The sequence below is a fragment of the Dokdonia sinensis genome (genome assembly GCF_003688895.1).
GTDB classification, from domain to species: Bacteria; Bacteroidota; Bacteroidia; order Flavobacteriales; family Flavobacteriaceae; genus Dokdonia; species Dokdonia sinensis.
Genome location: NZ_REFV01000018.1, coordinates 15,924 through 40,174, shown reverse-complemented (window position 1 = coordinate 40,174; position 24,251 = coordinate 15,924). Strand labels below are relative to the sequence as shown.

21 protein-coding genes are annotated in these 24,251 nt (G+C 39.3%); 11 read left to right on the top strand and 10 right to left on the bottom strand.

The features are described from left to right. Positions 1-84: 84 nt before the first annotated feature. From EAX61_RS14740 to tamL, 5 genes are all read right to left on the bottom strand, one after another. Positions 85-684 carry a TlpA family protein disulfide reductase gene (locus tag EAX61_RS14740; protein ID WP_121918481.1) on the bottom strand — a complete coding sequence of 200 codons (600 nt, stop codon included), beginning with the start codon at positions 682-684 and terminating at the stop codon, positions 85-87. 24 nt (positions 685-708) lie between these two features. Beyond that, positions 709-2,223 carry a 2,3-bisphosphoglycerate-independent phosphoglycerate mutase gene (gene gpmI, locus EAX61_RS14735; RefSeq protein WP_121918480.1) on the bottom strand — a complete coding sequence of 505 codons (1,515 nt, stop codon included), beginning with the start codon at positions 2,221-2,223 and terminating at the stop codon, positions 709-711. A gap of 90 nt (positions 2,224-2,313) precedes the next feature. Further along, positions 2,314-3,090 (bottom strand): M48 family metalloprotease, encoded by a 777-nt coding sequence (locus EAX61_RS14730; protein ID WP_121918479.1) that lies wholly within the window; start codon positions 3,088-3,090, stop codon positions 2,314-2,316. 84 nt (positions 3,091-3,174) lie between these two features. After that, on the bottom strand, positions 3,175-5,364 hold the full coding sequence (locus tag EAX61_RS14725; protein WP_121918478.1) for a tetratricopeptide repeat-containing hybrid sensor histidine kinase/response regulator: 2,190 nt from the start codon (positions 5,362-5,364) through the stop codon (positions 3,175-3,177). Positions 5,365-5,491: 127 nt separating this feature from the next. After that, complete coding sequence (tamL, locus tag EAX61_RS14720) at positions 5,492-8,062, bottom strand: translocation and assembly module lipoprotein TamL (protein ID WP_121918477.1); 2,571 nt, start codon at positions 8,060-8,062, stop codon at positions 5,492-5,494. Positions 8,063-8,101: 39 nt separating this feature from the next. On the opposite strand from tamL, the gene EAX61_RS14715 reads away from it, so the two are divergent. Beyond that, on the top strand, positions 8,102-8,851 hold the full coding sequence (locus tag EAX61_RS14715) for an RNA methyltransferase (RefSeq protein WP_121918476.1): 750 nt from the start codon (positions 8,102-8,104) through the stop codon (positions 8,849-8,851). On the opposite strand, the gene porT is transcribed toward EAX61_RS14715, so the two are convergent. The 3 genes from porT to EAX61_RS16715 all read right to left on the bottom strand — a co-directional run bounded on the left by porT (position 8,845) and on the right by EAX61_RS16715 (position 10,800). After that, positions 8,845-9,558 (bottom strand): type IX secretion/gliding motility protein PorT/SprT, encoded by a 714-nt coding sequence (gene porT, locus EAX61_RS14710; protein WP_121918475.1) that lies wholly within the window; start codon positions 9,556-9,558, stop codon positions 8,845-8,847. The genes EAX61_RS14715 and porT overlap by 7 nt on opposite strands. Before the next feature lie 4 nt (positions 9,559-9,562). After that, positions 9,563-10,291 (bottom strand): bifunctional demethylmenaquinone methyltransferase/2-methoxy-6-polyprenyl-1,4-benzoquinol methylase UbiE, encoded by a 729-nt coding sequence (gene ubiE / locus EAX61_RS14705; RefSeq protein WP_121918474.1) that lies wholly within the window; start codon positions 10,289-10,291, stop codon positions 9,563-9,565. Between the two features lie 386 nt (positions 10,292-10,677). Next, complete coding sequence (locus EAX61_RS16715) at positions 10,678-10,800, bottom strand: hypothetical protein (protein WP_283806753.1); 123 nt, start codon at positions 10,798-10,800, stop codon at positions 10,678-10,680. A 30-nt stretch (positions 10,801-10,830) separates the two neighbouring features. Here EAX61_RS16715 and trkA point away from each other — a divergent pair, with 30 nt between their 5' ends. From trkA to EAX61_RS14655, 10 genes are all read left to right on the top strand, one after another. Continuing rightward, complete coding sequence (gene trkA / locus EAX61_RS14700) at positions 10,831-12,180, top strand: Trk system potassium transporter TrkA (protein WP_121918473.1); 1,350 nt, start codon at positions 10,831-10,833, stop codon at positions 12,178-12,180. 4 nt (positions 12,181-12,184) lie between these two features. Beyond that, positions 12,185-13,681, top strand: coding sequence for a TrkH family potassium uptake protein (locus EAX61_RS14695; protein WP_121918472.1), 1,497 nt, complete (start codon positions 12,185-12,187; stop codon positions 13,679-13,681). Between the two features lie 2 nt (positions 13,682-13,683). Further along, positions 13,684-14,655: a YpdA family putative bacillithiol disulfide reductase gene (locus EAX61_RS14690; protein WP_121918471.1), complete on the top strand. Its 972-nt coding sequence runs from the start codon at positions 13,684-13,686 to the stop codon at positions 14,653-14,655. Positions 14,656-14,679: 24 nt separating this feature from the next. Then, complete coding sequence (ctlX, locus tag EAX61_RS14685; RefSeq protein ID WP_121918470.1) at positions 14,680-15,618, top strand: citrulline utilization hydrolase CtlX; 939 nt, start codon at positions 14,680-14,682, stop codon at positions 15,616-15,618. Positions 15,619-15,633: 15 nt separating this feature from the next. After that, on the top strand, positions 15,634-16,044 hold the full coding sequence (locus EAX61_RS14680) for an RrF2 family transcriptional regulator (RefSeq protein WP_121918469.1): 411 nt from the start codon (positions 15,634-15,636) through the stop codon (positions 16,042-16,044). Positions 16,045-16,633: 589 nt separating this feature from the next. Further along, positions 16,634-17,029, top strand: a complete 396-nt coding sequence (locus tag EAX61_RS14675) for a TerB family tellurite resistance protein (protein ID WP_121918468.1) — start codon at positions 16,634-16,636, stop codon at positions 17,027-17,029. 194 nt (positions 17,030-17,223) lie between these two features. Further along, positions 17,224-17,985: a DUF6090 family protein gene (locus tag EAX61_RS14670; protein WP_121918467.1), complete on the top strand. Its 762-nt coding sequence runs from the start codon at positions 17,224-17,226 to the stop codon at positions 17,983-17,985. Between the two features lie 2 nt (positions 17,986-17,987). After that, positions 17,988-18,713 (top strand): hypothetical protein, encoded by a 726-nt coding sequence (locus EAX61_RS14665; RefSeq protein ID WP_121918466.1) that lies wholly within the window; start codon positions 17,988-17,990, stop codon positions 18,711-18,713. Between the two features lie 3 nt (positions 18,714-18,716). Next, a complete protein-coding gene (locus EAX61_RS14660) occupies positions 18,717-19,463 on the top strand; it encodes a DUF6090 family protein (protein WP_121918465.1) in 747 nt (248 codons plus the stop codon). Positions 19,464-19,795: 332 nt separating this feature from the next. Next, positions 19,796-20,230 carry an Hsp20/alpha crystallin family protein gene (locus EAX61_RS14655; protein ID WP_121918464.1) on the top strand — a complete coding sequence of 145 codons (435 nt, stop codon included), beginning with the start codon at positions 19,796-19,798 and terminating at the stop codon, positions 20,228-20,230. A gap of 60 nt (positions 20,231-20,290) precedes the next feature. Here EAX61_RS14655 and uvrB read toward each other — a convergent pair whose 3' ends face one another. Both uvrB and EAX61_RS14645 read right to left on the bottom strand, forming a co-directional pair. Further along, the gene (uvrB, locus tag EAX61_RS14650; RefSeq protein ID WP_121918514.1) at positions 20,291-22,291 is read right to left on the bottom strand and encodes an excinuclease ABC subunit UvrB; all 2,001 of its coding nucleotides are present in this window, start codon (positions 22,289-22,291) and stop codon (positions 20,291-20,293) included. 190 nt (positions 22,292-22,481) lie between these two features. Beyond that, positions 22,482-24,248, bottom strand: coding sequence for an ABC transporter ATP-binding protein (locus EAX61_RS14645; protein ID WP_121918463.1), 1,767 nt, complete (start codon positions 24,246-24,248; stop codon positions 22,482-22,484). Between the last annotated feature and the right edge of the window lie 3 nt (positions 24,249-24,251).

Genomic DNA, 24,251 nt, shown 5'->3' with positions numbered 1-24,251 from the left:
ATCCTATAAAATAAACATCCGAATCAGTACGATTCGGATGTAGTATGTTATTAGAATTACACTTTCGCGAAAGCATATAAAATATTATTCTTCGTCCTCAGCATAGGCGTGACTATAATCTGCCCCGCTTAAAATCTTTACTAAATCTTTTTCCAAACTTTCTAGAGGGTACTCCACGATACGATTGGTCTCTTTTCCGTTTTGGTTAATGATAATGGTCGGAACATTTGTGATGTTTTTGCCTTCCTCAAATCCTTCAGGAGTTTCTTTGTCCTCCGTCATTGTGATTAACGTCAGATTGCTATAATCATAGTCTAACTTATCGAGTATTTTAAATAACGATGGAACTTCTCGCTGGCTGTCCTCACACCACGTACCCATAAAAACTGTAATTTTTGCGTTTTTCAATTCGTCCATTACTGGATCGAGACTCTCTGTATCTACTTTGTAGTCAGAATAAGTCGGAGTAAACCATCTTGTATAGGGTTCTTGCTTTATAGCGCTGGGTTCAGTTTTTCCGGTGAGAATAGGGTCTCCATTTTCATCTAGTCCGGTTGCTTCTTCATCGGTAGTTTCAGTTTTCGTCTCGGTTATTGTACTTTCTTGGTCTGCTACTTTTTCCTTACAGCTTAGTGAAAATGTGCTAAGCGCAATGATAAATATTAATATTGATGTGGTTCTCATAATGTTTTTTTAAGCGTAAATTAATTATACTAATGATTTTCTGTCCATAGCACTTGGTTGCGGGACGCCTAATAAGTGTAGAATAGTTGGGGCGACATCTGCTAAGATTCCATTTTTAATGTTTTTAATATCCTTATCTACTAAAATGATGGGAACAGGATTAGTCGTATGTGCCGTATTAGGACTACCATCTGGATTAATCATTGTCTCGGCATTACCGTGGTCTGCAATAATGATGACGGTATAGTCATTTTCTTGAGCAACGTTTACGATGTCTTTTGTGCATTGATCTACAGTTTCACAGGCCTTTATGGCGGCTTCCATAACTCCAGTGTGACCCACCATATCTGGATTTGCAAAGTTGAGACATACAAAATCAACTTCACCTTTTTTGATTTCGGGAATGATTTTGTTTCTTATTTCAAACGCGCTCATTTCGGGCTGTAAGTCATATGTCGCAACCTTAGGTGAAGGACAAAGTAACCTGCTTTCTCCCTCAAACGGTGTTTCTTGACCCCCATTAAAGAAGAAGGTTACGTGAGGATATTTCTCAGTTTCGGCGATGCGTATTTGTTTTTTACCAGCTTTAGCGAGGGTTTCTCCTAGAGTGTCTGTAAGATTATCTTTATCGTAAACGACGTGCACGTTTTTAAATGTCTCGTCGTAGTTAGTCATTGTGACGTAGTATAAATCAAGTTTTGTGGTTTCTTGGTCTTTGAAATCCTTTTGCGAAAGCATTTCTGTAAGCTCGCGACCCCGATCTGTCCTGAAGTTAAAAAAGATAACGACATCGCCTTCCTTTACTGTTGAGATGGATTGGTCATCTTCGGTAAGGAAAATAGGTTCTATGAACTCATCTGTAATGCCCTTATCGTAGCTGTCTTGAAGTGATTGTCCTATATTTTTTGAAGGTGTTCCTGCGCCTTTTACAATAAGATCATATGCGAGTTTTACGCGCTCCCAGCGCTTATCTCTATCCATTGCATAGTATCTGCCTATGACGGAGGCGAGTTGTGCTTTGTGCGCTTTCGCGAAAGCGTTTACATCCTCTATAAACTCTTTGCCTGACTTTGGGTCTACATCACGACCGTCTGTAAATGCGTGTATAAACGTGCGTTGCACGCCCGCTGCTTCCGAAGCTGTGATCAGACCTTTAAGATGGTCTATGTGGGAGTGCACACCCCCGTCAGAAACGAGTCCCAATAAGTGAACGGACTTATTATTTTCTCTTGCATAAGTAAATGCATCCTTGAGTGCTTGCTCGTCTTTAAGGGTATTATCTTTTATAGCAAGATTGATTTTTGCAAGGTCTTGGTAGACAATGCGACCAGCGCCCAGATTCATATGTCCTACTTCGCTATTGCCCATCTGTCCATCAGGAAGCCCTACATTACCGCCGTGTGTAAGTAAGGTGCTGTGGGCATATTTATTGTACAAGCTATCTATAAATGGAGTGTGAGCTTTGTCTACGGCAGATACCTTTTTGTCTGGGGCCATACCCCAGCCGTCAAGTATCATAAGGATGGTTTTTTTGTGCAAAATTTTTCTTTTGGATTTCAGGTAAAGATAAAAAACAAACCCCGCGAAGGCGAGGTTTTAAAATGCTTTTAACGAAAACGATGTAATAGATTAGTACCCTTCATTTCTATATTTTTCAATACTTTCTTTAATGTGTTCTATTCTATTTTCGGGATCTGGGTGCGTACTTTGAAATTCTGGTACACGACTGCCACCAGAGGCTGCTTTCAGGATTCTCATTACGCCCATCATTTCATTAGGGTCATATCCTGCGCGCATCATAAATTTAACGCCTAGGTCATCGCTTTCTAGCTCGTCATCGCGACCGTTTCCTAAAAGGACGTTCTGACCTATGGCTCCAGCCTGTTGTCCCAGACCTCCACCTACTTCGGCACCCATAGAGATGGTTTGCCATAAGTCACTGCTTGCAACACGCTCTGCACTATGTTTTCCTAAAACATGACCTATCTCGTGACCCAGAACGCCCGCCACTTGGTCCTCATTTTCAAGCTGACTCAATAGTGCGTAGGTTATAAAAATCTGACCTCCAGGTAAGGCAAAAGCATTTACCGTCTGGTCGTCTCTTAATAAGTGAAAATCGTATTGATATGGTGTTTCTGATGCAATACTGGCTTGTACGAGTCTGTTCCCGATCCTGTCTATTGAGGCTTGGAGCTCTCTATCTGGATGTAGCCCACCGTGTTGCTCTGCCATTGCAGGTGCGTGCTGTAGCCCAATTGCAATCTCTTGCTCGGGAGTCATATTTATGGCTTGGGTGCGTCCCGTGTATGGATTTACCTCTTTACTGCTGCAATACTTGAAATAACCGAATGCAACGATACAGACCCCTATTAACAATCTTATTTTTAAACCTCTTCCGCCACGCATAATAATTAAATTTTGTGTGGTTTAAGATACGAAAAAAGGGGAATTTACAATTGTGTCTTTTGTGAAACTCTTTTGGCGTTCTCTCTATGTTAAGTTTCGCGCAATAGTATTCTGAAAGGTGTCTTGGTCATAAGGTTTTACGACTATGTCGTTCATACCGCAATTATAAATTTGCTCTTTAGCTTCTTCCATTTCTACCGCAGTAAGGGCGATGATGGGAACGGTATTCCCGCGCTTTCGTATGTATCGTGTTGCCTCAAAACCATCCATAACTGGCATATTAAGATCCATAAGAATGATATCAAAATCATTTTTACTCGTAAGTTCAACAGCTATAGCACCATTGTTTGCAACTATGGATCTCATTTCAAGTTTTTCAGTAATTTTTTGAGTAACAATCTGGTTAATTCTATTGTCATCTACAATAAGCACTAATTTATCTTTTAAAATGGTAAGTGGTGGTGTGGTTTTATTTACAAGTTTTTCCTGTGATGCTTTATCATAGGTCACGGAGAAGGAAAGTGATGTTCCCTTTCCTAATGCGCTAGTTATATAAAGCTTTGATTCGTGTAGATCGAGTAATTTTTTTACTATCGCCAGTCCCAGTCCTGTTCCTTCATAAGGGGTGTTTGCATTAACCTGCGTAAATTCATCAAAAATCTGCCGTTGCTTATCCTCAGGAATACCAATGCCAGTGTCTTCAATGGTAAAATGTAATCGGATATTGCCGTCTTTAGATTCTGAAGTGCTTATAGATATATTTATTTTTCCATTTTCTGTAAACTTGCACGCGTTGCCTATGAGGTTCATTAAGATTTGCGATAACTTAACCACGTCACCGCTTACGTACTGTGGTATTTGAGGCGCGATCTTAATATTAATTATATTATTGTTTTGGGAGCGCATAAACTCAAAAGACTTAGTTATGTTTGCCATTAATGCGCGTATGTCAAATGGCTTTTTATCTAACTCCTTTCCTTTGTCATCATCCAATTTGTTGAGTTGTAGCACGTCATTTACTAGTGCAAGAAGATAATCTGCAGAAAATTTAAGAGAGCGTATATCTTCTTCTAGTTTAGGAACTTTATTTTCTTCTATTAAACTATTAGAAAGCCCAATGATACCGTAGAGTGGTGTTCTCAACTCGTGAGATACAGTAGAGAAAAAGTTGCTTTTTGCTCTTGTGAGTTGTTCTGACTTTTCTTTTGCAATGAGATATTTATGATTTTTATCTTTAAGGTCTATAAGCAGTTTTTTACGCTTTTTTGAAGATAAAAATAAAGTGACGAGAATGGCAAGTAGTAGTACAATTATCGCGGCTGCATAATACGTAAGGGATTTACTTTTAGATGCCTTTTGTTCTGCAAGTTCTCGCTCCAAGTCTGCAGCCTTAACAGATTGTTGAAATTGTTTTGTCTTAAATTTTGAAGTAGCAACTTGAAGTTCGGATATCTTATCTGCTTTGTATTTCTCTTCTCTTAGTGGCTCATATTTTTTTCGAAGCTCGTATATTTCCTTGTACGCTTCTTGCTGCTCTAAGGCAACTAGATGGTATTTGTAATTATCTAAGATGAGTTCTTTAAAGTTTATTTTTTCTGCTTGCGCCATTGATTTTTTGAAATTTTCAATAGCTGTATCAGCATTATTTGTGAGTAAATAATACCTTCCGGCAAGTAGATAGCAACTCGAGGTATAAATAGGTTCATTTATTTCCTGTGCAAATTGAAAAGCTTTGTCTAGATGGAATTTTAGTTTTTCAGGTTGTTTTTCGTTAGCATAAAGTTCGGCCATATTGTAATGAGCGATAAAAATTCTGGAAACATCTCCAGTTTTAGTCGCAAGCTTGACCACATCTTCAAAATAAGCAACTGCTTTTTGAGGCTCATTAATCACATAGGTATTACCTAAATCAATCTGAACAGATATAATGATGCTCTCATCACTTTGCTCTTTTGCTGTGACAAGCATATCATTAAATATAGCTCGCGCCTGTAGGGTGTCTTCAAGCTTTAAAAACGTATTACCTACAAGGCTTCTTATCTTATTTTCGTCTCGAGTTCTTTTGAGTCTTAATGCGAGTTCTAAAGCTTCATTAGATTTATCTATTACGAAGACATAATCTCCACTATAAAAGGCTTTATTAAGATTGTTACTTAAGCTATCTAGACGTGCATTCTCATCAGAGGGAGTTTCTAAAGATTGACCCCAAAAATACTGAGGGGCTCCAATAATGAGCAAAAAGAGTATTACTTTAAAAAAACTATCAATTTTCAATATCAAAGCAATTTGGCAAATGTAATTTAAGAAATTTAAATTACTTGTAAATAACAGCTGGTCATCACCGTGACACTTAGATTGTTTTTTGTACGCTTTCGCGAAAGCGTTCTTCTAAAACGACATCTTAGAAAGGATAATTGATCCCAATATTATAGACAGCATTTGAGAAGTTATATTGCTTAAACCATCTATCACCTTCTGGTAATGCTGGGTTGTATGTTTTAAATCCAATATCAAAACGGAAAACAAAGAAATCAAAATCATATCTCAATCCAAATCCAGTCCCTATCGCCGTGTCTACAAGACTGTTAATTCCGTTAAATTTAGCCCCTTCATCCTCCACATTATCAAACACATTCCAGATATTTCCAGCGTCAATAAAAAGCGCTCCTTTTATCGGGCCGAGCAGTTTAAAACGCTGCTCGAGGTTGAGTGCAAGTTTCATATTTGCCTCATTAAACTCATTTGGACCTCCACTTCTTCCAGGTCCCAACTGGTAGGCCTGCCAAGCTCTGTTATCATTAGAACCACCGCCAAAAAAACTGCGCGTAAAAGGTATGTTTCTTGAGTTTCCATATGGGACAGCAATTCCAGTAAATGCACGTAAGGCTAAAATCTTTTCTCCACCTAGACTCCAATGACGACTGTAGTCTATCTCGGTTTTTGCGTATTGTGAGTACACAACGCCAAATATCTCCTCGCCACCACTTTCATTAGCTTCTACCCCAGCAAGAGATGATGCTAGAGAAAGCGCGTTTCCTGCAAGTTCTAAACGTAATCGTAAACGTGTAAACGTATTGTCAAAAAGGTTTTGCCTATTATTATAAATATATGAGAAGTTTGTGGCCAGAATAAGGTTATCTTCAGTAAGGCGCTCCCGACGCTCTTCAATGGCGTTTACGTCATTTCTTTCTTCTGCCGTGACGCTCGAGACCTCTCCATTTTGTACTGCATTTATAAATCTATTTGCTCCACCATCTCCTATATTAAGTCTAGGATTTCCGCTCGTATCACTTAGGTTAAAAAAACTAGGATCGGCTGCATCAAAATTATTTACTGCAATAGTATTTAGATCGTTAAAGGAGTTTGTGTAGATGTTAAAATAATTTCCAACATTCAAGTTGCGCACGTACTGGATGTCTAATAGGTCAAAACGGAAACTACGTGTCTTACGAGGATACCAATTATAGCTCAACGCTCCAGCCACATTTTGCTTATCTAGACCTATATTCTGTTGTGTGCTTAAACCTACATTCAGATTTGTTGTAGGTTGCCAGTCTGCAGGGATAAGTTTGTTTGTGTTTATAGGAAAAAATATGCGGGGGAAGGTAAGTTTTAAGTCGGCGCCTATTTCTGTGATGTTAAAAAACCCGTTACCCTCATTTGCTGCATCATCCGAAGCTCCTATGCTTCCTCTACCAGAAATCTCGAGGGTCTCTGCCCCGCGAAATAAATTCCGAATGAGTAGCGACCCAAAACCAGCAAGACCTATATCCTGAATATTAGATGTAGAAACGTCAAAGTCAGCCCTGAACTTATATTTTTCGAGCGGTGTAAGGCGTATGGTAGCTATAAGATCTGTGCCTGTACTGTCTGCAGGATCTGCGATATATTGTATGCTAGGATATTTAAAGGTTCGCAGGCTACTCAACCTGCTCAGCGTAGCCGTTCTATCTCTGTCTCTATAAATATCGCCAGGTTCTAGAGGGATAATATCTGTAAGGGCTTTTGTGCGATAATTTATTTTATCATAAGCCAGAAAATTAAAACCTCTCGCGATTATAGTATCCTGGAATGTTTTGTTCCTATTGTCATAACTATAATCTGTAAGGATATTTACACGAGACAACCTATGTACTTTATAAGGTAAGTCTATTATACTGTCTTCCTCCGTAATTTTTCTATTTTCAATAACAAGATCTAAATCTACTTTGTAATCTGTTTTCACACTGTCTGCTGTGACGCTAAATCGGTCTGGCTCGTAATGAAACAGGCCATTGTTTCTAAAAAGCGTGGTCAGACGAGCGCGCTCTGCATTTACATCTAGCGTGGCATATTGTTTCCCTTTTTTAATAAAACTCTCATCGCGGTGTGCAGCATAAATCGAGTCTGCCGCTGGAGAAGCTATGATTGGGGTAATTTTTCCAATATTATAAGGTCTTCCAGTTTCCACCTTATACACTACTACAGCTCGCTGATTACTGTCTTTTTTTATCTGGTAATCAATTTTAGTATTAAAGTATCCTGTGTTTGCATAATAGGTAGTAAGTCGTTTAACAGATTTTTCAGTAATATTCTTAGTTACAATAGCCGGGGCTTCGCCTGTTTTTTTGAGACCTTTATTAAAGTTTATTTTAAACTGGCGTACGGCTTCTACTTGTTTTCGCGAAAGCAGACTGTTCCAAAACGTCCTCCTTCCATCATTACGAGCACGTTGCTCGGCCATAATAGAATCTATATCAGGGCGTGCCGCATTATAAATAAAGAGGCGTAATGGTATGCCTGCTATCTTGGCATTGGGCTGCTGGTAAAGTAGATTCTTGATACGTCCATCTTTAAGCTCCTCGCCATTTTTAATGATAATATTTTCTTCGAGTAAGTGCTCATCTTCGGCAAGGCGGCGTGTAGCATCGCATCCTGAGATTAGAAGTGGTAGTAGAAGAATTAATGATATTTTTGCAAGAGCGTGCTTCAAGCGAGGCCTTTATTTAGAGTCAAAAATACGTCTTATATAGTGTTAAGCAAAAGTCAATCCAAACGAATAACGAGCCTCGGTCAAAAAAAGTACCGCATTAAGGAACAAGCCTTTGTTGCCGAAGGTGTGAAGGTCATTCAGGAACTTCTGGATTCCACTTTTAAGCTGGATGGATTGTGGGTGGAGGAGGAGGCCGCTTTCGCGAAAGCGTTATCAGCCCAAAACATCACTTTTGAAACAGTAACAGCTCAAGAACTTAAGAAAGTAACCTTTTTAAGCACTTCTCAAACCGCACTCGCCATTTTTAAAATCCCCGCGGCTGAAAGCAAAAAGCGAGAAGGGCTCACTTTAGTGTTAGACGATGTGCGTGATCCTGGAAATCTGGGTACCATCATAAGACTGTGCGACTGGTTTGGGATTACGGAGCTTGTGTGCTCAAAACAAACGGTAGACTGTTACAACCCAAAAGTAGTTCAGGCCACAATGGGTTCTCTTACAAGAGTGCAAATATCCTATGAAGATTTGAACGCATATCTAGCAAGTGAGAAACGCCCTGTATACGGAACGTTTATGGATGGGGAGGACATCTATAAAAGCGTCTTGCCCAAGGAGGCAATCCTCGTGATGGGGAACGAGGCAAATGGAATTTCGGCAGAAATTGAGAGCTTAGTCACAAACCGTTTAGGAATCCCAAGATTTGGACCACAGCAAGCCACCGAAAGTTTAAATGTTGCCACAGCTACGGCGATTTGTTTGAGTGAGTTTAGGCGCTCGTCACTTGTTTACTGAAACGTAAAGTTCAAGAAAATCCCTCGCGTTGACATTTTTGTAATATTGCTTGTCCAGGGACTGTTAGGGTCATTATCTGGCACTAGTTCGTCAGATACGGCAAAGACGCCACGTATGCTTGGAGTAAATTTAAATCGATCTAAATACATATCAATCCCAAATCCTATATCATAAAAGAAAGGTCGTGTTTTCATTCTAAACTGCCCATCGCCATTATCATCTGGATTCTTCTCGTTACTAGAAAGATTATAAGCTGTTGCAATCCCAAAAGTTACAAATGGCTTCACATTATTGAGTCTTTTTGTAGAAAATCTCAGTAGTAAGGGCACATAAATATAGGTGGAACCTACCTCTCGTATTTGGTCTTCGTCAGTATCAAATTGTGGGTCGTCTGGATACATTAAATTGCGCTGAGCATATACTAATCCAGGTTCTAGCCTTATATTAATATGGTCTGAAACTCTTAAGTCTCCTACCATTCCTACCGTAAAACCTATTTCCTTTTCTACCTGAATGTCTGGTCTGTCTTCTTGATAATCAAAGTTGAAATCAAAGCTATTCATCCCGAAATAGTATCCCCAAGAAAGCGTAGGTTTGTCAAAGTTCTGAAGTTTTTCCACACGCGGTCTCGTAAGCCATCCGCCACGTTGGGCAAATGTTGGGAACGCAAAAAAGAGGGTAAAAACAGCAGCAAAAAGTAATCTCATACAGTTATTTTGAAGCGGTATAAATGGTTGCAACGCCAAAGGTTTGTGGTTTATCATCCACGTCCTTAAACCCAATTTTACGCAAAATATTGTTGAGCACTTCGCCAAAAGGGAAAACACTCGCACTCTCGCTCAGATATTTGTAAGCCACCTTATCTTTTGAGAATGCTCGGCCTATTCCTGGTAAGATATATTTACTGTAGAGATTATACCCTTGTTTAAATGGAGTCTTTGTAGGAACTGAGGTTTCTAGAATGACAAAGATGCCGCCAGGTTTTAATACTCTCAAGATTTCGGCGAGGCCTTTTTCTAGGTTTTCAAAGTTACGTACGCCGAAGGCCACAGTAATCGCATCAAAACTATTATCCTCAAACGGCATCGCCTCACTATCTGCCTGTATCATCTCGATACGACTGTCCAGTTCTTTTGCCTTTATTTTTTTTCGACCTACGGAGAGCATACCTTCAGAAATATCTAGTCCTACGAGCCTTGTTGCTCCTGTACTCGCCATATTAATGATGAGGTCTCCTGTACCTGTTGCAATGTCGAGAATACTTTCTGGTTTTTTTGAAGCGACATGAGCAACTACTTTTTTGCGCCACTTTACGTCAATCCCAAAAGAAATGACTCGATTAAGTCCGTCGTATTCACCAGAAATGGTATCAAACATCTGTTCAACTTGTTGTTTTTTAGACTGGTCTGAGGAGTTGTAAGGCGTTACCTTTTTAGACATTGCGCAATTTTTGTGCAAATATACGGCTTCCCAAATCTCTGAGAAATCGAAATCGAAAACGAAATCGAATTTGAATAGGAAATTAAACTTGAACTTGAACTTGAACTTGAAAATGATTTAGGACTCGTGTAGATTTGCTTCATTGACTTAAGACTTATCTAGAGATTAGTTTAAAGTGTTGAGTACGTCGCTGTCGCTTGTATTTGTTTTCGGGAGCGTCTTCCGGCGACTCCTTAGGATTATGAGTTGGAAAAATTTGAATATCCTAAACACTGAACACTGAACACTAAACACTAAACACTAAACACTAAACTCCTAAAACGATCGTGACGTAAAATATTAATTTCTATTCCATTTCATTCAAAATCACTATTTACTCCCGATGACTAGCGGGGCAACCTCCTAAAGTTTCCAACTCCTTCTCTTCCTCCTAAATTCAAAGTCCGCTTTCGCGAAAGCGTAATCTCAACAAAATCATAACATCCATTCTCCTTTTTGACCAAACCCATATCTTTGCATCACTTTTCAGGATATACTATATGAAGATTATTATTGCAGGCGCTGGAGAAGTGGGTTTCCACCTAGCTAAACTGCTATCATACGAGTCTCAAGATATCACGCTTATCGATACAGACAAGGAGAGTCTGGCTTATGCAGATACGCATCTTGATATTAGAACTATAAAAGGCGACGCTACGTCTATTGCGATTTTACAGGATTCACGAGTAGAAAATGTGGACCTTGTCATTGCAGTAACCGCTAGTGAAACGACAAATATTACCGTGTGCGTACTGGCAAAACAACTGGGAGCAGGAAGGACAATTGCTCGTATTTCAAACACAGAATTTATTGAGCATAAGGAACTTGCAGGTTTTCAGAAATTCGGAATTGATGAGTTGATATCACCAGAAAGTCTGGCTGCAGCAGAGATTGAGTTATTGCTTAACCAGAGTGCCTTTTCAGATAGTTTTGAGTTTGAGGACGGCGCACTTACGATGGTAGGTACGACCTTATCTCGTACAGCATCTTTTGTGGGAAAGAGTGTAAAGGAAGCTGCAAATATATTTCCAGAGCTCCATTTTATGCCTATTGCGATACAGCGATTTGGTACACAGTATACTCTTATACCGCGTGGAGATACAATTTTTAAAGAAGGAGATCAGGTCTACTTTATGACTATAAAGGGAGGGGTAGAAGAGTTGTACAAGCTTACAGGAAAAGCAAAACAGGACATTAAGAATGTTATGATTCTGGGCGGAAGTAAGATAGGCTATAAAACGGCTCGCGATCTCTGCTCAAGTAAGTTTAACGTAAAACTTATCGAAAAGAACAGAGACAAAGCCACAGACCTTGCAGATATTTTGCCTAAAGCACTCGTTCTCAATGGAGATGGTCGTAACGTAGAGTTGCTGGAAGAGGAGAATATACACGATATGGATGCTTTTATAGCAGTCACGGGGGATAGTGAGACTAATATTATGTCGTGTCTCGTCGCAAAATCCAAAAGTGTAAAGAAAACTATCGCGCTTGTAGAGAATATGGATTATTTCCAGCTTTCTCACAGTATCGGTATTGATACCCTTATTAATAAAAAACTACTGGCCGCAAACAATATCTTTAGATACATACGTAGAGGTGAGGTTGTTGCAATGACAAAACTCAATAATATGAATGCCGAGCTATTGGAGTTTATTGTAAAACCAACTTCAGAAGTAGAAGGTAAAAGATTAAGGGATATAGATTTTCCTCGTTCTGCTACTATTGCTGGGGTCGTTCGAGCAGGTGAAGGTATCATTGCTCTGGGTGATTTTAAAATCGTCGCTGGAGATCGGGTGGTAGTATGTAGCCTTCCACGTTCTATTAAAAAGGTAGAAAAAATGTTTGTCTAGCGCGATGCCAAAGTTAAATTACAAAATCATTTTTCATCTCATGGGACTGCTGTTGTTGTGCAACGGTGGGTTTATGATCATTTCGGCGCTCGTAAGTTTTCTTTCTAAGGATGGATTTGCTTTGCATATCTCGTCTGCTGGGTTGCTTACAATTTTTGCAGGGGTGATTTTAATGTTTGCAACTCGCGGGCACCGCAAGGAAATTAACAAACGGGAAGGGTACATCGTTGTTACTTTTGGCTGGCTTTTTATGTCCTTAAGTGGGATGCTACCGTATCTCATTACAGGAACAATTCCATCCATTACAAATGCTTTCTTTGAAACTATAAGTGGCTACACCACCACAGGCGCCTCTATTTTAAGCGATATCGAAGCGCTTCCCAACGGAATCTTATTCTGGCGAAGCACAACGCACTGGATAGGAGGAATGGGAATTATTGTACTTGCTATAGCAATACTTCCCTTGCTTGGGATAGGAGGTATGCAATTGTTTACCGCAGAAGCTCCTGGGCCAAGCGCAGATAAGTTACACCCCAGGATTACAGATACCGCAAAGCGACTTTGGTTAATCTACTTTGGCTTTACGGTTGCAGAGACTATCGCACTTAAAATTGCTGGAATGTCATTGTTTGACGCAGCAAATCACGCTTTGAGTACACTTTCGACAGGTGGATTCTCAACAAAAAATGCAAGTGTTGCATACTGGAACGACAATCCTGCCATTCAGTATATTATTATTTTCTTTATGGCACTCGCCGGGATGAATTTTGTGCTGAGTTACTTCGCTTTTAAGGGGCGCATTCAGAAGATTTTAAAAGATGAAGAGTTTCGTTTGTATATGAGTTTTGTCATAGGATTCTCCATTTTAACAGCGCTGGTAATTTATTTTAAGGCAGACGTTAGTGCTTCGTCCATAGAGCATCCTATGGTTCTAGGAGCTGGGGAAAGTGCTATAAGACATGCTCTTTTTCAAGTGCTCGCAGTTATAACGACTACAGGATTTGTAACGGCAGATTTTACGGCGTGGACGCCTTTTCTTACGGTAATATTTTTTGGCTTGATGTTTTTGGGAGGATCTGCGGGATCAACTTCGGGAGGAATTAAGGTGGTACGTCACTTATTAACGATACGCAATGCAATAGTAGAATTTAAAAAGACATTACATCCTCGAGCAATATTACCTGTACGTTACAATTCAAAATCTGTAGATCGAGGGATTATATTTAATATCCTTGCTTTCTTTATACTTTATATGCTCTCTTGGATCATCGGCGCATCAGTGCTTGCTGCTTTTGGGCTTGATTTTCAAACGGCGCTGGGAGGCGCGGCATCTTCTTTAGGAAATGTGGGACCCGCTTTTGGAAGCTTGAGTCCAGTTGATAATTTTGGAGGGCTTCCTTCGGGAGCTAAATGGTGGTGCGGTTTCTTGATGCTCATCGGTCGTTTAGAATTGTTTACGGTGCTTATTTTATTCACTCCATTCTTTTGGCGTAATCGATAAATATGGACGGAAAGCAATTTGATTTAATTATTATCGGAGCAGGCCCCATCGGTCTTGCTTGCGGTATCGCTGCCGAAAAGGAAAATCTCAATTATCTTATTGTGGAGAAAGGAGTTTTGGTTAATTCACTATATAATTTTCCAGAACAGATGACCTTTTTCTCCACGTCTAATCTTTTGGAAATAGGAGATGTGCCTTTCATATCCCATACAGATAAGCCTACGCGCAACGAGTCCTTGGAGTACTTTCGCCGGGTGCAGGAAGCTTGGGATTTAAATGTCAAGTTGTATACGAGGGTGGAGGCAATGAAGCCTCGTGATGGAGGTTATGATGTGGTGACTGATAAGGGTGCCGCTTTCGCGAAAGCGGTCATCATCTGCACCGGTTTTTACGATACTCCCAGGATGCTGGGCGTGCCTGGTGAGGACTTGCCTAAGGTCAAACACTTTTATGACAGCCCACATCCATACGTGGGTCAAAAAATACTGGTCGTAGGAGCAGCAAACTCTGCCTGCGATGTGGCGCTGGAAACTTTTTATAAAGGTGCCGAGGTCACAATGGCCATACGAGATTCCGAGATATATTCCAAAACAAAGTATTGGATAAAACCTAACATCGAGAACAGAATCAAGGAAGGTTCCATAAAGGCATATTTCAATACTACAGTGTCTCAAATCACTGCAAATACGGTGCTACTTCAAACACCAGACGGAGAGGTGACGCTGGAAAATGATTTTGTCCTGGCAATGATTGGGTATAAACCCGATTACGCCTTGTTTGAAAAGCTGGGGCTTCCCATAAGTGATGATGATGATAAGATCCCAATTCACAACCCGGAAACACTTGAAACACCGCTGTCTAAGGTCTACGTTGCCGGAGTGATAAATGCTGGTCTCCAGACCAGTAAACTTTTTATAGAAAATACTCGTGAGCACGCCACTATTATCCTACGAGATGTAGTAAGTAAGTTGTAATTTTGTCGCCCTAAACTTAGTGCAATGGCAGACAGACAAATCACAAATAATATCCTTATGATTCGCCCTGTGCAGTTCCGTATGAACGAGCAAACGGCGGTAAACAATTATTTTCAAGAAGACATTAACCTCAGGAATGCGGCCATTAATGAAAGGGCTCAAAAGGAGTTTGATAGTTTTGTCGAAAAATTGAGAGAAAAAGGTGTTAATGTCATTGTAGAGAATGATGATGAGAAAGGAGATACGCCAGACTCTGTGTTTCCTAATAATTGGGTTAGCTTTCACGAGAGTGGAAATGTTGCTATATACCCAATGTTTGCAGAGAATAGAAGAAAAGAACGTCGCGAGGAGATTTTTATGCGTCTAGAAAGTGAGGGTTTTTATATAGAAAATATCATAGACTACACAAGTGCAGAAAATGAGGGCTTTTTTCTAGAAGGAACAGGTAGCGTCCTTATGGATCGTGTGAACGAGCGCGCGTATTGTGCTTTGTCTCCCAGAGCAGATGAAGAATTGTTTATAGAATTTTGTGAAGATTTTGAATATACTCCAGTAATCTTTACGGCAAATCAAACAGTAGAGGGTAAGCGTATGCCCATATATCATACAAATGTGATGATGTGTCTGGCAGAGAATTTCTGCGTGATCTGTCTGGAGAGCATTGATGATTTAAAAGAGCGCAAGAATGTGGCTAAGCACCTTAAGGCGACGGGCAAAGAAATCATAGAAATAAGCGAGGCGCAAATGCACCAATTTGCTGGTAATATGTTGCAGGTGTTAGGAAGTAATAATACACGTCTTCTTGTGATGAGCGCTGCGGCACACAAGAGCTTAAATAAGAGCCAAATAGACAGAATAGAAAAACACTGTGAGATTGTGAGTAGCAATCTAGAAACCATAGAGACCTGTGGTGGCGGAAGCGCACGATGTATGATGGCCGAAGTTTTTCTTCCCAAAAAATAACAGTATGTTTGGGTTATGCTTTCGCGAAAAACAAAATACGGTCTCAAAGCCCTAGCCTACATTGCAAAACATAAAGGAGAAGGTCCGGTCCTCATCCAGCAAGTTGCAGATGCAGAAAATATTTCAAAGAAATTTTTGGAGAGTATCCTATTGCAACTGCGCAAGGCAGGTTTTTTAGGAAGCAAAAAAGGAAAAGGTGGCGGTTATTACCTGATAAGAGAGCCAGAGAGTATCAAAATGTCTGGGGTGATACGAGTACTAGAAGGTCCCATAGCATTACTACCATGTGTTAGTTTAAACTTTTATGAGCGCTGTGACGATTGTCCTGATGAGGATGTCTGTAGCCTTCATACCTTAATGTTAGAGGTGCGAGATAGGACTTTAGATGTCCTAGACAACAGGACGCTCGCAGATGTGATTTCTTAAAATTGATGTACTAGTCTAGTATTTACGTAGAGAATTATCTATATTCGTAAATAACAATCAACTTATTGAGATAAGCGTACTGGTGTGAGTATATGAAGTATTGAATTCTAAGTGTGTTTGTAGTTTTCACACTTGGAGCAACCTAAGCAATAGCATTCAGGGTTGAATCGTAAAGGTTTAATTTTTTTAGTAGGATTTAAAAAGCGACCGATAACAATCTTTATATAGCGTAGCACCAGTTGCGCTTTTTTTAGTGAAACGCTTTTTTGAAAAGCTGTGTAACAGCGCATTCAAATAAGCTAGTTGAACTAATCCCGCTTTTTCAGCGGGATCTTTTATAAGCTTCTCGTTTACTTCGATTTTTGCTTACATTAGGAATTTACAGTTCCAAAACGATTTTTGTGGAATGTCCTGATGTGCAATGAAATTCCAACCGCGACTCTGTTTAAAAAGCGACCGATAACAATCTTCATACAGCGTAGCGCCAGTTGCGCTTTTTTTTGTGCGTTGTTGTGAGGTTTTTTGTTTTTATTACGCTTTCGCGAAAGCGTAATAAAACCTATTTTCGCTCAAACCACATCAGACATTAATGAGCAAAGAAAAACGTTGTATGCTGTCAGAGTTGATTGCTCTGGCTCAAGCAGATCATAAGATAGACGACCGAGAGTATCACTTTATAGTCACCGTAGCCGAAAGTTTTGGCTTTGATAAAAACACGGTGGACGCTCTTGTTGAAAACCCAGAAAAAACAACCCCGCTTAAGACCGAAGTAGACCGTATTTCACATTTTTACAGACTCATATTATTAATGAACGTAGATGATGAAACTCACGTTATCGAAATAGATGCTATCAGAAATTTTGGACTAAAAATGGGGATTCGCCCTGAGGCGGTGGAGCAAATTCTACGCGAAATGTGGCACTATGAGAACAAGATGATTCCTACAGAAAAGCTTACTTCTATCTTTAAGAGATTTTATAATTAGAAATTTGTTTTTTTTGATTTTGTAAAGGGTAGGTGTGTTCTTTAGGATGACGTGCCTAAGAATTTTCATTTTGTTAGATGAGATAATGACTAAGAAGTTTATACATTCCTTGTAACAAAATGCACAAATAACCTACTTATTTTTATATATTTAAGTTCGCAATTCCCTCCTCTGGCGATTCAACCATCGTCCTTATGATCAAATTCTTCCGCCGAATCCGGCAACAACTGCTGTCTGAAAATAAATTCAGTAAGTATCTTCTTTATGCCATAGGGGAGATCGTTCTCGTAGTGATTGGGATTCTTATTGCCTTGCAGATTAACAATTGGAATGAAAGTCGCATTCGATCAAAAGAAGAACTGAGCATACTTAAAAGCCTAAAAACAGGACTTGAAACAGATCTGGAAGATTTAAGATATAATGCAAATAGCATCCGGAAGAGCATTGGATTTGCGGATAAAGTGATTATGAGTATTGAGAAAGATGATGCATACCACGACTCTATTCCGGACCAAATTGGTATTGCTATGTTTCCTGTAAAATTTGTCTATTCAACAACTGCATTTGAAACTTTGAAGGCAAAAGGGATTGATTTATTGTCAAACATACAGTTAAGAGATGCCATTGTAGGAGTGTATGACTCAGGTTATGATTTTTTTATTGAAACTGAAAAAGCCATAACCCTAGATGAAGCTGAGCGTGGTCTTGTTGAGGTGTTTCCTGAGCATTTTGAAGAATCCTACGTATTTAATTTTGACAAGCAAGGTTTTGAACCCAGACTAATTCCTTTAGACTTTGAGAGGCTAAAGCAGGATCAAGAATTTAGATATTTTTTAAAGTCGTACAGAAATAGGTTAGACATTTTCTCAAAGTTCCACTACAATACGAACATGATACCTCAGGTCGAAAATCTCATAGGACTTTTGGATAAAGAAATTAATCGATTAGAACCCTAGAGATGATAAAATTCTTCAGAAAAATCAGACGAAAACTACTTAGAGAAAATAGGCTCTCAAAATACCTACTCTACGCTATCGGAGAGATTATACTTGTGGTCATCGGAATCCTAATTGCATTACAGCTTAATAACTGGAATGAAAATAGAAAAGAAAATATAAGGGAAAATCAATTAATTGATGTTTTAATAACAGATTTAAAGGCAAAAAAAGCGGAATTTAAATCAGATTTAGCTATTGGAAAATCAATAATTCGAAATTCTGATATATCAATTAATTATTGGAACAGAAACAACAAAATTGACACACTAAACTTAAAATTCTTACTTAAATATTTGGCTGAAGATGAGTGGTTCTTTAATGAAAATTCACCTGTTTATGCGACTATTGCTGGTTCTGAATTATGGAAAGAATTACCAGATAGTTTAAATAGACAGATTGATAATATGTATAGAATGCAGTTTGGGTCAATCAAGTCAGCATTTGTAAAACAAAGCGAATATGCGTTAAATGGAAAATTAAACTTTTTAGCACCAAATCATCTGTTGAATTTAAATGAAGGCACATCAAGTATCCAGAAAATTGTATCAAATAGGGATGAGGACTTTATCGTTTTATTAGAGCTATTTAAAAGTGGTGTTGTTCGCCTTACATCAAAATTTGAGAAAACAATTCCCTCCATTGATAGGCTTATTGAAAATTTAGAATTCTATAAAAATGATAAATAACCTATGATAAAATTCTTCAGAAAAATTCGTAAAAAACTACTTAGAGAAAATAGGCTCTCAAAATACCTACTCTATGCTGTCGGAGAGATTATACTTGTGGTCATTGGGATTTTTATTGCATTGCAGTTAAACAATTGGAACACTGACAAACAAACGAAGAAGGTGCAAATTAAGTACCTAAAGGAAATAGCTAATAATCTCAAAACAGATTTGGAAGACGTTAGATTTAATATAGGTTTTAATGAAACAAGACTTAATGCAAGTCGAATAGTTATAAATAGTCTTGACAAGCAGGCTACATACTCCGATTCTCTCGATGTCTATTACGGTAGTTTGCTTTATACGACGAGATCTGTAGTTAACTATAGTGCCTATGAAACACTCAAGGCAAAAGGATTAGAAATAATTACAAATGACAATTTAAGAAAATCCATAACTAAGCTATATTCATTTTATTATCAAAATGTTATTGATTTTGAAATTCAAGATGACCACGCATTGCAGTATCAAATAGTGATACCTACCGTTTTAAGTAGAGTTGAGGTCAGGAAAAAGGAAGGTGCAATAGCAGGTGATCAGTTAGCAAAACCTATTAATTTTGAAGAGCTTAAGAACGACGTAGAATTCAAAAATGCAATAGTAATGAATGAAGATCTAAGAGTTTATATGATTAATAATTATAAGGGGTTAGAGAAGGAAATTTTGGAATGTGTTAAGCTGATTAATGATGAGCTCAATGAGTTAAAATGATAAATTTTTTTTAGAAACATCCGTCTGAGAGCGATGGAAGTTGTTCTGAGCAGTGCCTATGGGCGAAAGCAAGTTAATTATATTCAGTTTGCAAATGGAATAATATTCCGTAGGTAGCCCTCAAGATGTATAGGCATCTAAGGACTAACCTATATGTTAATCTAACACAATTACCGCAAGTAAAATCAAAAACACAAATAAATAACGCGCCTCAAGGTGTCAAAATGGCATATATTTAACATTAAAACAAGACACAATGACATTAAATCGCATTTGGAATTAACTTTGCCTAAGACATATCAAAATAAAAAATAACTTTAAAAATTATTGATATGACACTAGTAAAAAGAAATCAAACAGCACAATTACCTAACCTTTTAGACGATTTTCTAAAAGCAGATTGGTTCGGAGGAACGTCTAATAGTTTTGCGATGAATACTCCAGCGGTTAACGTAATCGAAAGAGAAGATTCCTTCTCCGTACAAGTTGCAGCGCCAGGAATGAAGAAAGAGGATTTTAATATTGAGTTAGATAACGATATGCTTTCCATTTCTGCAGAACAAAAAACTGAAAATGATCAAAAAGAAGAGGGGAAGTATACCCGAAGAGAGTTTTCGTTCTCAACATTTAAGAGGAATTTCAATCTCCCAGATACGATCAACACGGCCGAAATCAAGGCAGAATATGTAGATGGGGTATTGCACGTTGAGCTCCCAAAAAGAGAAGAAGCAAAAACGCAGCCTAAGCGCTTGATAGAGATATCATAAATTAGGATAAGATTGGTTTTAAGTTCGTTGATAAAGCTCCCGAAAAATCGGGAGCTTTTTTTATGCCAACTCTTTAACCTGTTCCTGATACATTTTAATCTTATCCCTAAGCTTAGCGGCCTGCATAAAGTCCAATTCCTTTGCGGCAGTTTCCATTGCCTTACGAGTAGCTCTTATTTTCTTTTCTATTTCTGGCTTAGTTAGGTACTCTTCTGGATCTTCGGCGGCGAGGTTTATGAGGTTGTCTGCTTCCAGTTTGTAAGTTTGCTTGCGTACTAAAGCGCTGTCTAAGGATTTTTTGATGGCTACGGGACTGAGACCGTGCTCCGTGTTATGGGCGATCTGTTTGTTTCTTCTGTAATCTGAAGCGTCCATTGCTTCCTGCATACTCCGTGTAATCTTATCTGCATAGAGAATTGCTTTACCATTGATATTTCGAGCAGCACGCCCTATGGTTTGCGTAAGGGAGCGGTTGCTTCTTAAGAAACCTTCTTTATCTGCATCCAGAATAGCAACTAGAGATACCTCTGGCAAGTCAAGACCTTCACGCAATAGGTTTACTCCTACAAGAACATCATACAAGCCTTTTCTTAAGTCTTGCATAATCTCCACACGCTCTAGTGTATCTACGTCAGAGTGAATGTAGCGCGTTCTAATGTCGATGCGCATCAAGTATTTGGTAAGTTCCTCTGCCATTCTTTTAGTAAGCGTGGTCACAAGGATGCGCTCATCACGAGCAACTACAATATTAATCTCCTCTATAAGGTCGTCTATTTGATTCAGAGATGGGCGCACCTCGACTACAGGGTCTAACAGTCCAGTCGGGCGTATGATTTGCTCTACATAAATCCCTTCTGACTTTTGCAATTCATAATCTGCTGGGGTAGCAGAAACATAAATGACTTGATTTTGTAATGCTTCCCACTCTTCAAACTTAAGCGGGCGATTATCCATTGCTGCGGGGAGCCTGAAGCCGTAGTCTACAAGGTTTTCTTTACGACTGCGGTCGCCACCGTACATAGCGCTTACTTGAGATACGGTCACGTGACTTTCATCCACAACCATTAAATAGTCATTTGGAAAATAATCGAGTAGGCAAAAAGGACGTGTTCCCGGTTCTCTGCCATCGAGATAACGCGAGTAATTCTCAATACCAGAACAATATCCCAGTTCGCGTATCATCTCTAAGTCAAAATTGGTGCGTTCCTCCAGGCGCTTTGCTTCTAGATGTTTGCCTATGTCTTTAAAGTAATCAACTTGCTTCACAAGATCCTCGCCTATATTATTTATCGCTCCTTGTAGCACATCTGGCGAAGTCACAAACATATTTGCCGGGTAAATGCGCAGACGCTCGTATTTCTCTAGGACATTGCTGTCCTTAGGGTCAAAGGCCTCTATGACTTCTATCTCATCGCCAAAAAAATGCACACGATAAGCAATGTCATCATACCCAGGAAAAATCTCGACGATATCTCCTTTAATCCTAAAATTCCCGCGGTTAAATTCTCCTTCGGTTCTGGAATATAAACTTTGTACAAGCTTTTTAAGAAGCATTGTACGCGCGATGACTTGGTCTTTTTTTATCTCAATGACATTTTTTTGAAATTCGGCTGGATTCCCGATACCGTAAAGACAGGAAACAGATGCTACAACAATCACATCGCGTCTTCCAGATAGTAAGGAAGAGGTGGTGCTTAGACGCATCTTCTCGATTTCCTCATTTATGGAAAGGTCTTTCTCAATATAAGTTCCAGAAGAAGGGATAAACGCTTCTGGCTGGTAATAGTCGTAGTAGGAAACAAAATACTCTACCGCATTGTCAGGGAAGAATGCTTTAAACTCACTGTATAATTGTGCTGCGAGCGTTTTGTTATGAGCAAGAACAAGCGTAGGTTTTTGTGTGCGCTCAATAACGTTTGCAACTGTAAATGTTTTACCACTACCTGTAACACCTAAAAGTGTTTGGTACGGATCATTTTCATTAAGACCTTTGACCAAAGCATTGATTGCTTCAGGCTGATCCCCAGTAGGTTTAAATTCAGATTTTAATTGAAATTTCAAGGCGCTTTCTTTTCTCACGAATTTACGAAATGTCTACAGTCTTCGGAAATAGATAGTTTGCTCTTGTGATATGTTTAAGATGAGTACGCTTTCGCGAAAGCGGAAAAGAGAAAATTACGTTTTGATTTTTTATTCACCCTTCAGCATTTTTTTTGCCTAAAGCCTAAAGCCTAAAGCCTAAAGCCTAAAATCAAACCACTTCTGCCATAAACTGAACCTCGTACAAGTTCTTGTAGTATCCGCTTTCTTGAGCAAGGAGTTCCTTGTGAGTCCCTTGTTCCACGATCTTGCCTTTTTCCATAACGATAATGAGATCTGCTTTTTTTATGGTGGCAAGACGGTGAGCAATAACGATAGAAGTTCGCCCTTGTGTAATCTTGTCTGTAGCTTTTTGTATGAGTTGTTCACTATGCGAATCTACCGAAGAGGTGGCTTCGTCCAGAACTAAAATCGCAGGATTGCTCACATAGGCACGCAAGAAAGCAATGAGCTGTCGCTGTCCGCTAGAGAGCATCGCGCCCCGTTCTTTCACATTGTAGTGGTATCCATCAGGCAAACTTGAGATGAACTTATGAACGCCGATAGCTTTTGCAGCTGCAATCACATCTTCCTCAGTAATGGAGGTGTCATTTAAGGTAATGTTGTTCAAGATGGAATCTGCAAATAGGAAAACATCTTGGAGCACAACAGCAATCTCCTTGCGCAACACTTCCAGCTGAATCTCCTTAATAGATACATCATCTATGGAAATTAACCCACTATCGATCTCATAAAACCGACTTAACAAATTAATGATTGTAGATTTTCCAGCACCAGTAGAACCCACGATCGCAACTGTTTGTCCAGCTTTTACATCCAGTGAAATCCCTTTTAAAACTTCCTCGCCTTCCACATAACTAAAACGAACATTGTCAAACGAAATACGCCCCTCGGTTTTATCCAGTCTTAGGGTTCCAGTATTTTGTATTTGTGACTCGGTATCGAGAATTCCAAATACACGATTTGCAGCCACCATTCCCATCTGGAGGGTATTAAATTTATCTGCAATCTGACGCAGTGGCGTAAAAAGCATCTGGATATAAGAAATGAAGGCCACCAGAATACCGATGCTATATCCAGGGTCACCCTGAGCAATTCGCGAGCCGATGAACCAAGCGATTAGGCCTATAGTTACAGATGTGCACATCTCTGCAATGGGGAAGAAGATGGAGTTGTACCATACCGTCTTGTTCCACGCGTCCATATGTTTTTTGTTGATGGCCTTAAATTTTTTATGCTCAATCGCTTCGCGCGTAAAAATCTGTACGATTTTCATTCCTGTGACCCGTTCTTGTACAAAGGTGTTGAGGTTTGCAACCTGTGTGCGTACTTCTTCAAAGGCTACTTTCATCGCTTTTTGGAAGACTCGGGTGGCGTATAAAATAATAGGAAAAACCGCAAGCACGATTAAGGTTGTTCTCCAACTCTCGTAAAACATAAAGCCCAGCACCACACCCATCATTAGTAGGTCTGAGATAATCATAAAGAGTCCTTGACTAAAAATACTTGAGATGGTTTCTATATCTCCCACCGCTCGAGTGACCAATCTTCCCACGGCACTTTTATCGTAATACTGCATCTTAAACTTGAGCATATGATCAAAAAGCTTGACCCGTATATCCTTGATTACCTGTTGCCCGACCCAATTTGAGGTATAAATAAAAATGAGCTGAAAAATAACTTGCCCTAATAAAACAACCCCTATTAATGCGATGTAGTAAATAAGGTCATCCTCAGACTTAGCGGTGATCCCATCATCTATGGCAAGCTTCATAAAACGAGGACGCAACGCGGCGCACAAGGAGAGGATAATTGCTCCCAAGGCAGCGGTCACAAGCTGTTTTCTGTACGGACTTGCAAACTGCAATAGCCGTTTAAACAGTTTTGTGTCAAATGCTTTTCCTTTAGTATCTGCCATAGC

Coding starts and splice junctions, on each gene's coding strand:
- trkA (WP_121918473.1), top strand. CDS start 10,831: ATGAAGATTATTATTGCAGGCGCTGGAGAAGTGGGTTTCCACCTAGCT.
- EAX61_RS14665 (WP_121918466.1), top strand. CDS start 17,988: ATGATAAAATTCTTCAGAAAAATCAGACGAAAACTACTTAGAGAAAAT.
- EAX61_RS14740 (WP_121918481.1), bottom strand. CDS start 684: ATGAGAACCACATCAATATTAATATTTATCATTGCGCTTAGCACATTT.
- EAX61_RS14675 (WP_121918468.1), top strand. CDS start 16,634: ATGAGCAAAGAAAAACGTTGTATGCTGTCAGAGTTGATTGCTCTGGCT.
- EAX61_RS14645 (WP_121918463.1), bottom strand. CDS start 24,248: ATGGCAGATACTAAAGGAAAAGCATTTGACACAAAACTGTTTAAACGG.
- EAX61_RS14655 (WP_121918464.1), top strand. CDS start 19,796: ATGACACTAGTAAAAAGAAATCAAACAGCACAATTACCTAACCTTTTA.
- EAX61_RS14695 (WP_121918472.1), top strand. CDS start 12,185: ATGCCAAAGTTAAATTACAAAATCATTTTTCATCTCATGGGACTGCTG.
- ctlX (WP_121918470.1), top strand. CDS start 14,680: ATGGCAGACAGACAAATCACAAATAATATCCTTATGATTCGCCCTGTG.
- EAX61_RS14680 (WP_121918469.1), top strand. CDS start 15,634: ATGCTTTCGCGAAAAACAAAATACGGTCTCAAAGCCCTAGCCTACATT.
- EAX61_RS14730 (WP_121918479.1), bottom strand. CDS start 3,090: ATGCGTGGCGGAAGAGGTTTAAAAATAAGATTGTTAATAGGGGTCTGT.
- ubiE (WP_121918474.1), bottom strand. CDS start 10,291: ATGTCTAAAAAGGTAACGCCTTACAACTCCTCAGACCAGTCTAAAAAA.
- EAX61_RS14660 (WP_121918465.1), top strand. CDS start 18,717: ATGATAAAATTCTTCAGAAAAATTCGTAAAAAACTACTTAGAGAAAAT.
- EAX61_RS14690 (WP_121918471.1), top strand. CDS start 13,684: ATGGACGGAAAGCAATTTGATTTAATTATTATCGGAGCAGGCCCCATC.
- porT (WP_121918475.1), bottom strand. CDS start 9,558: ATGAGATTACTTTTTGCTGCTGTTTTTACCCTCTTTTTTGCGTTCCCA.
- EAX61_RS16715 (WP_283806753.1), bottom strand. CDS start 10,800: ATGGGTTTGGTCAAAAAGGAGAATGGATGTTATGATTTTGTTGAGATT.
- EAX61_RS14670 (WP_121918467.1), top strand. CDS start 17,224: ATGATCAAATTCTTCCGCCGAATCCGGCAACAACTGCTGTCTGAAAAT.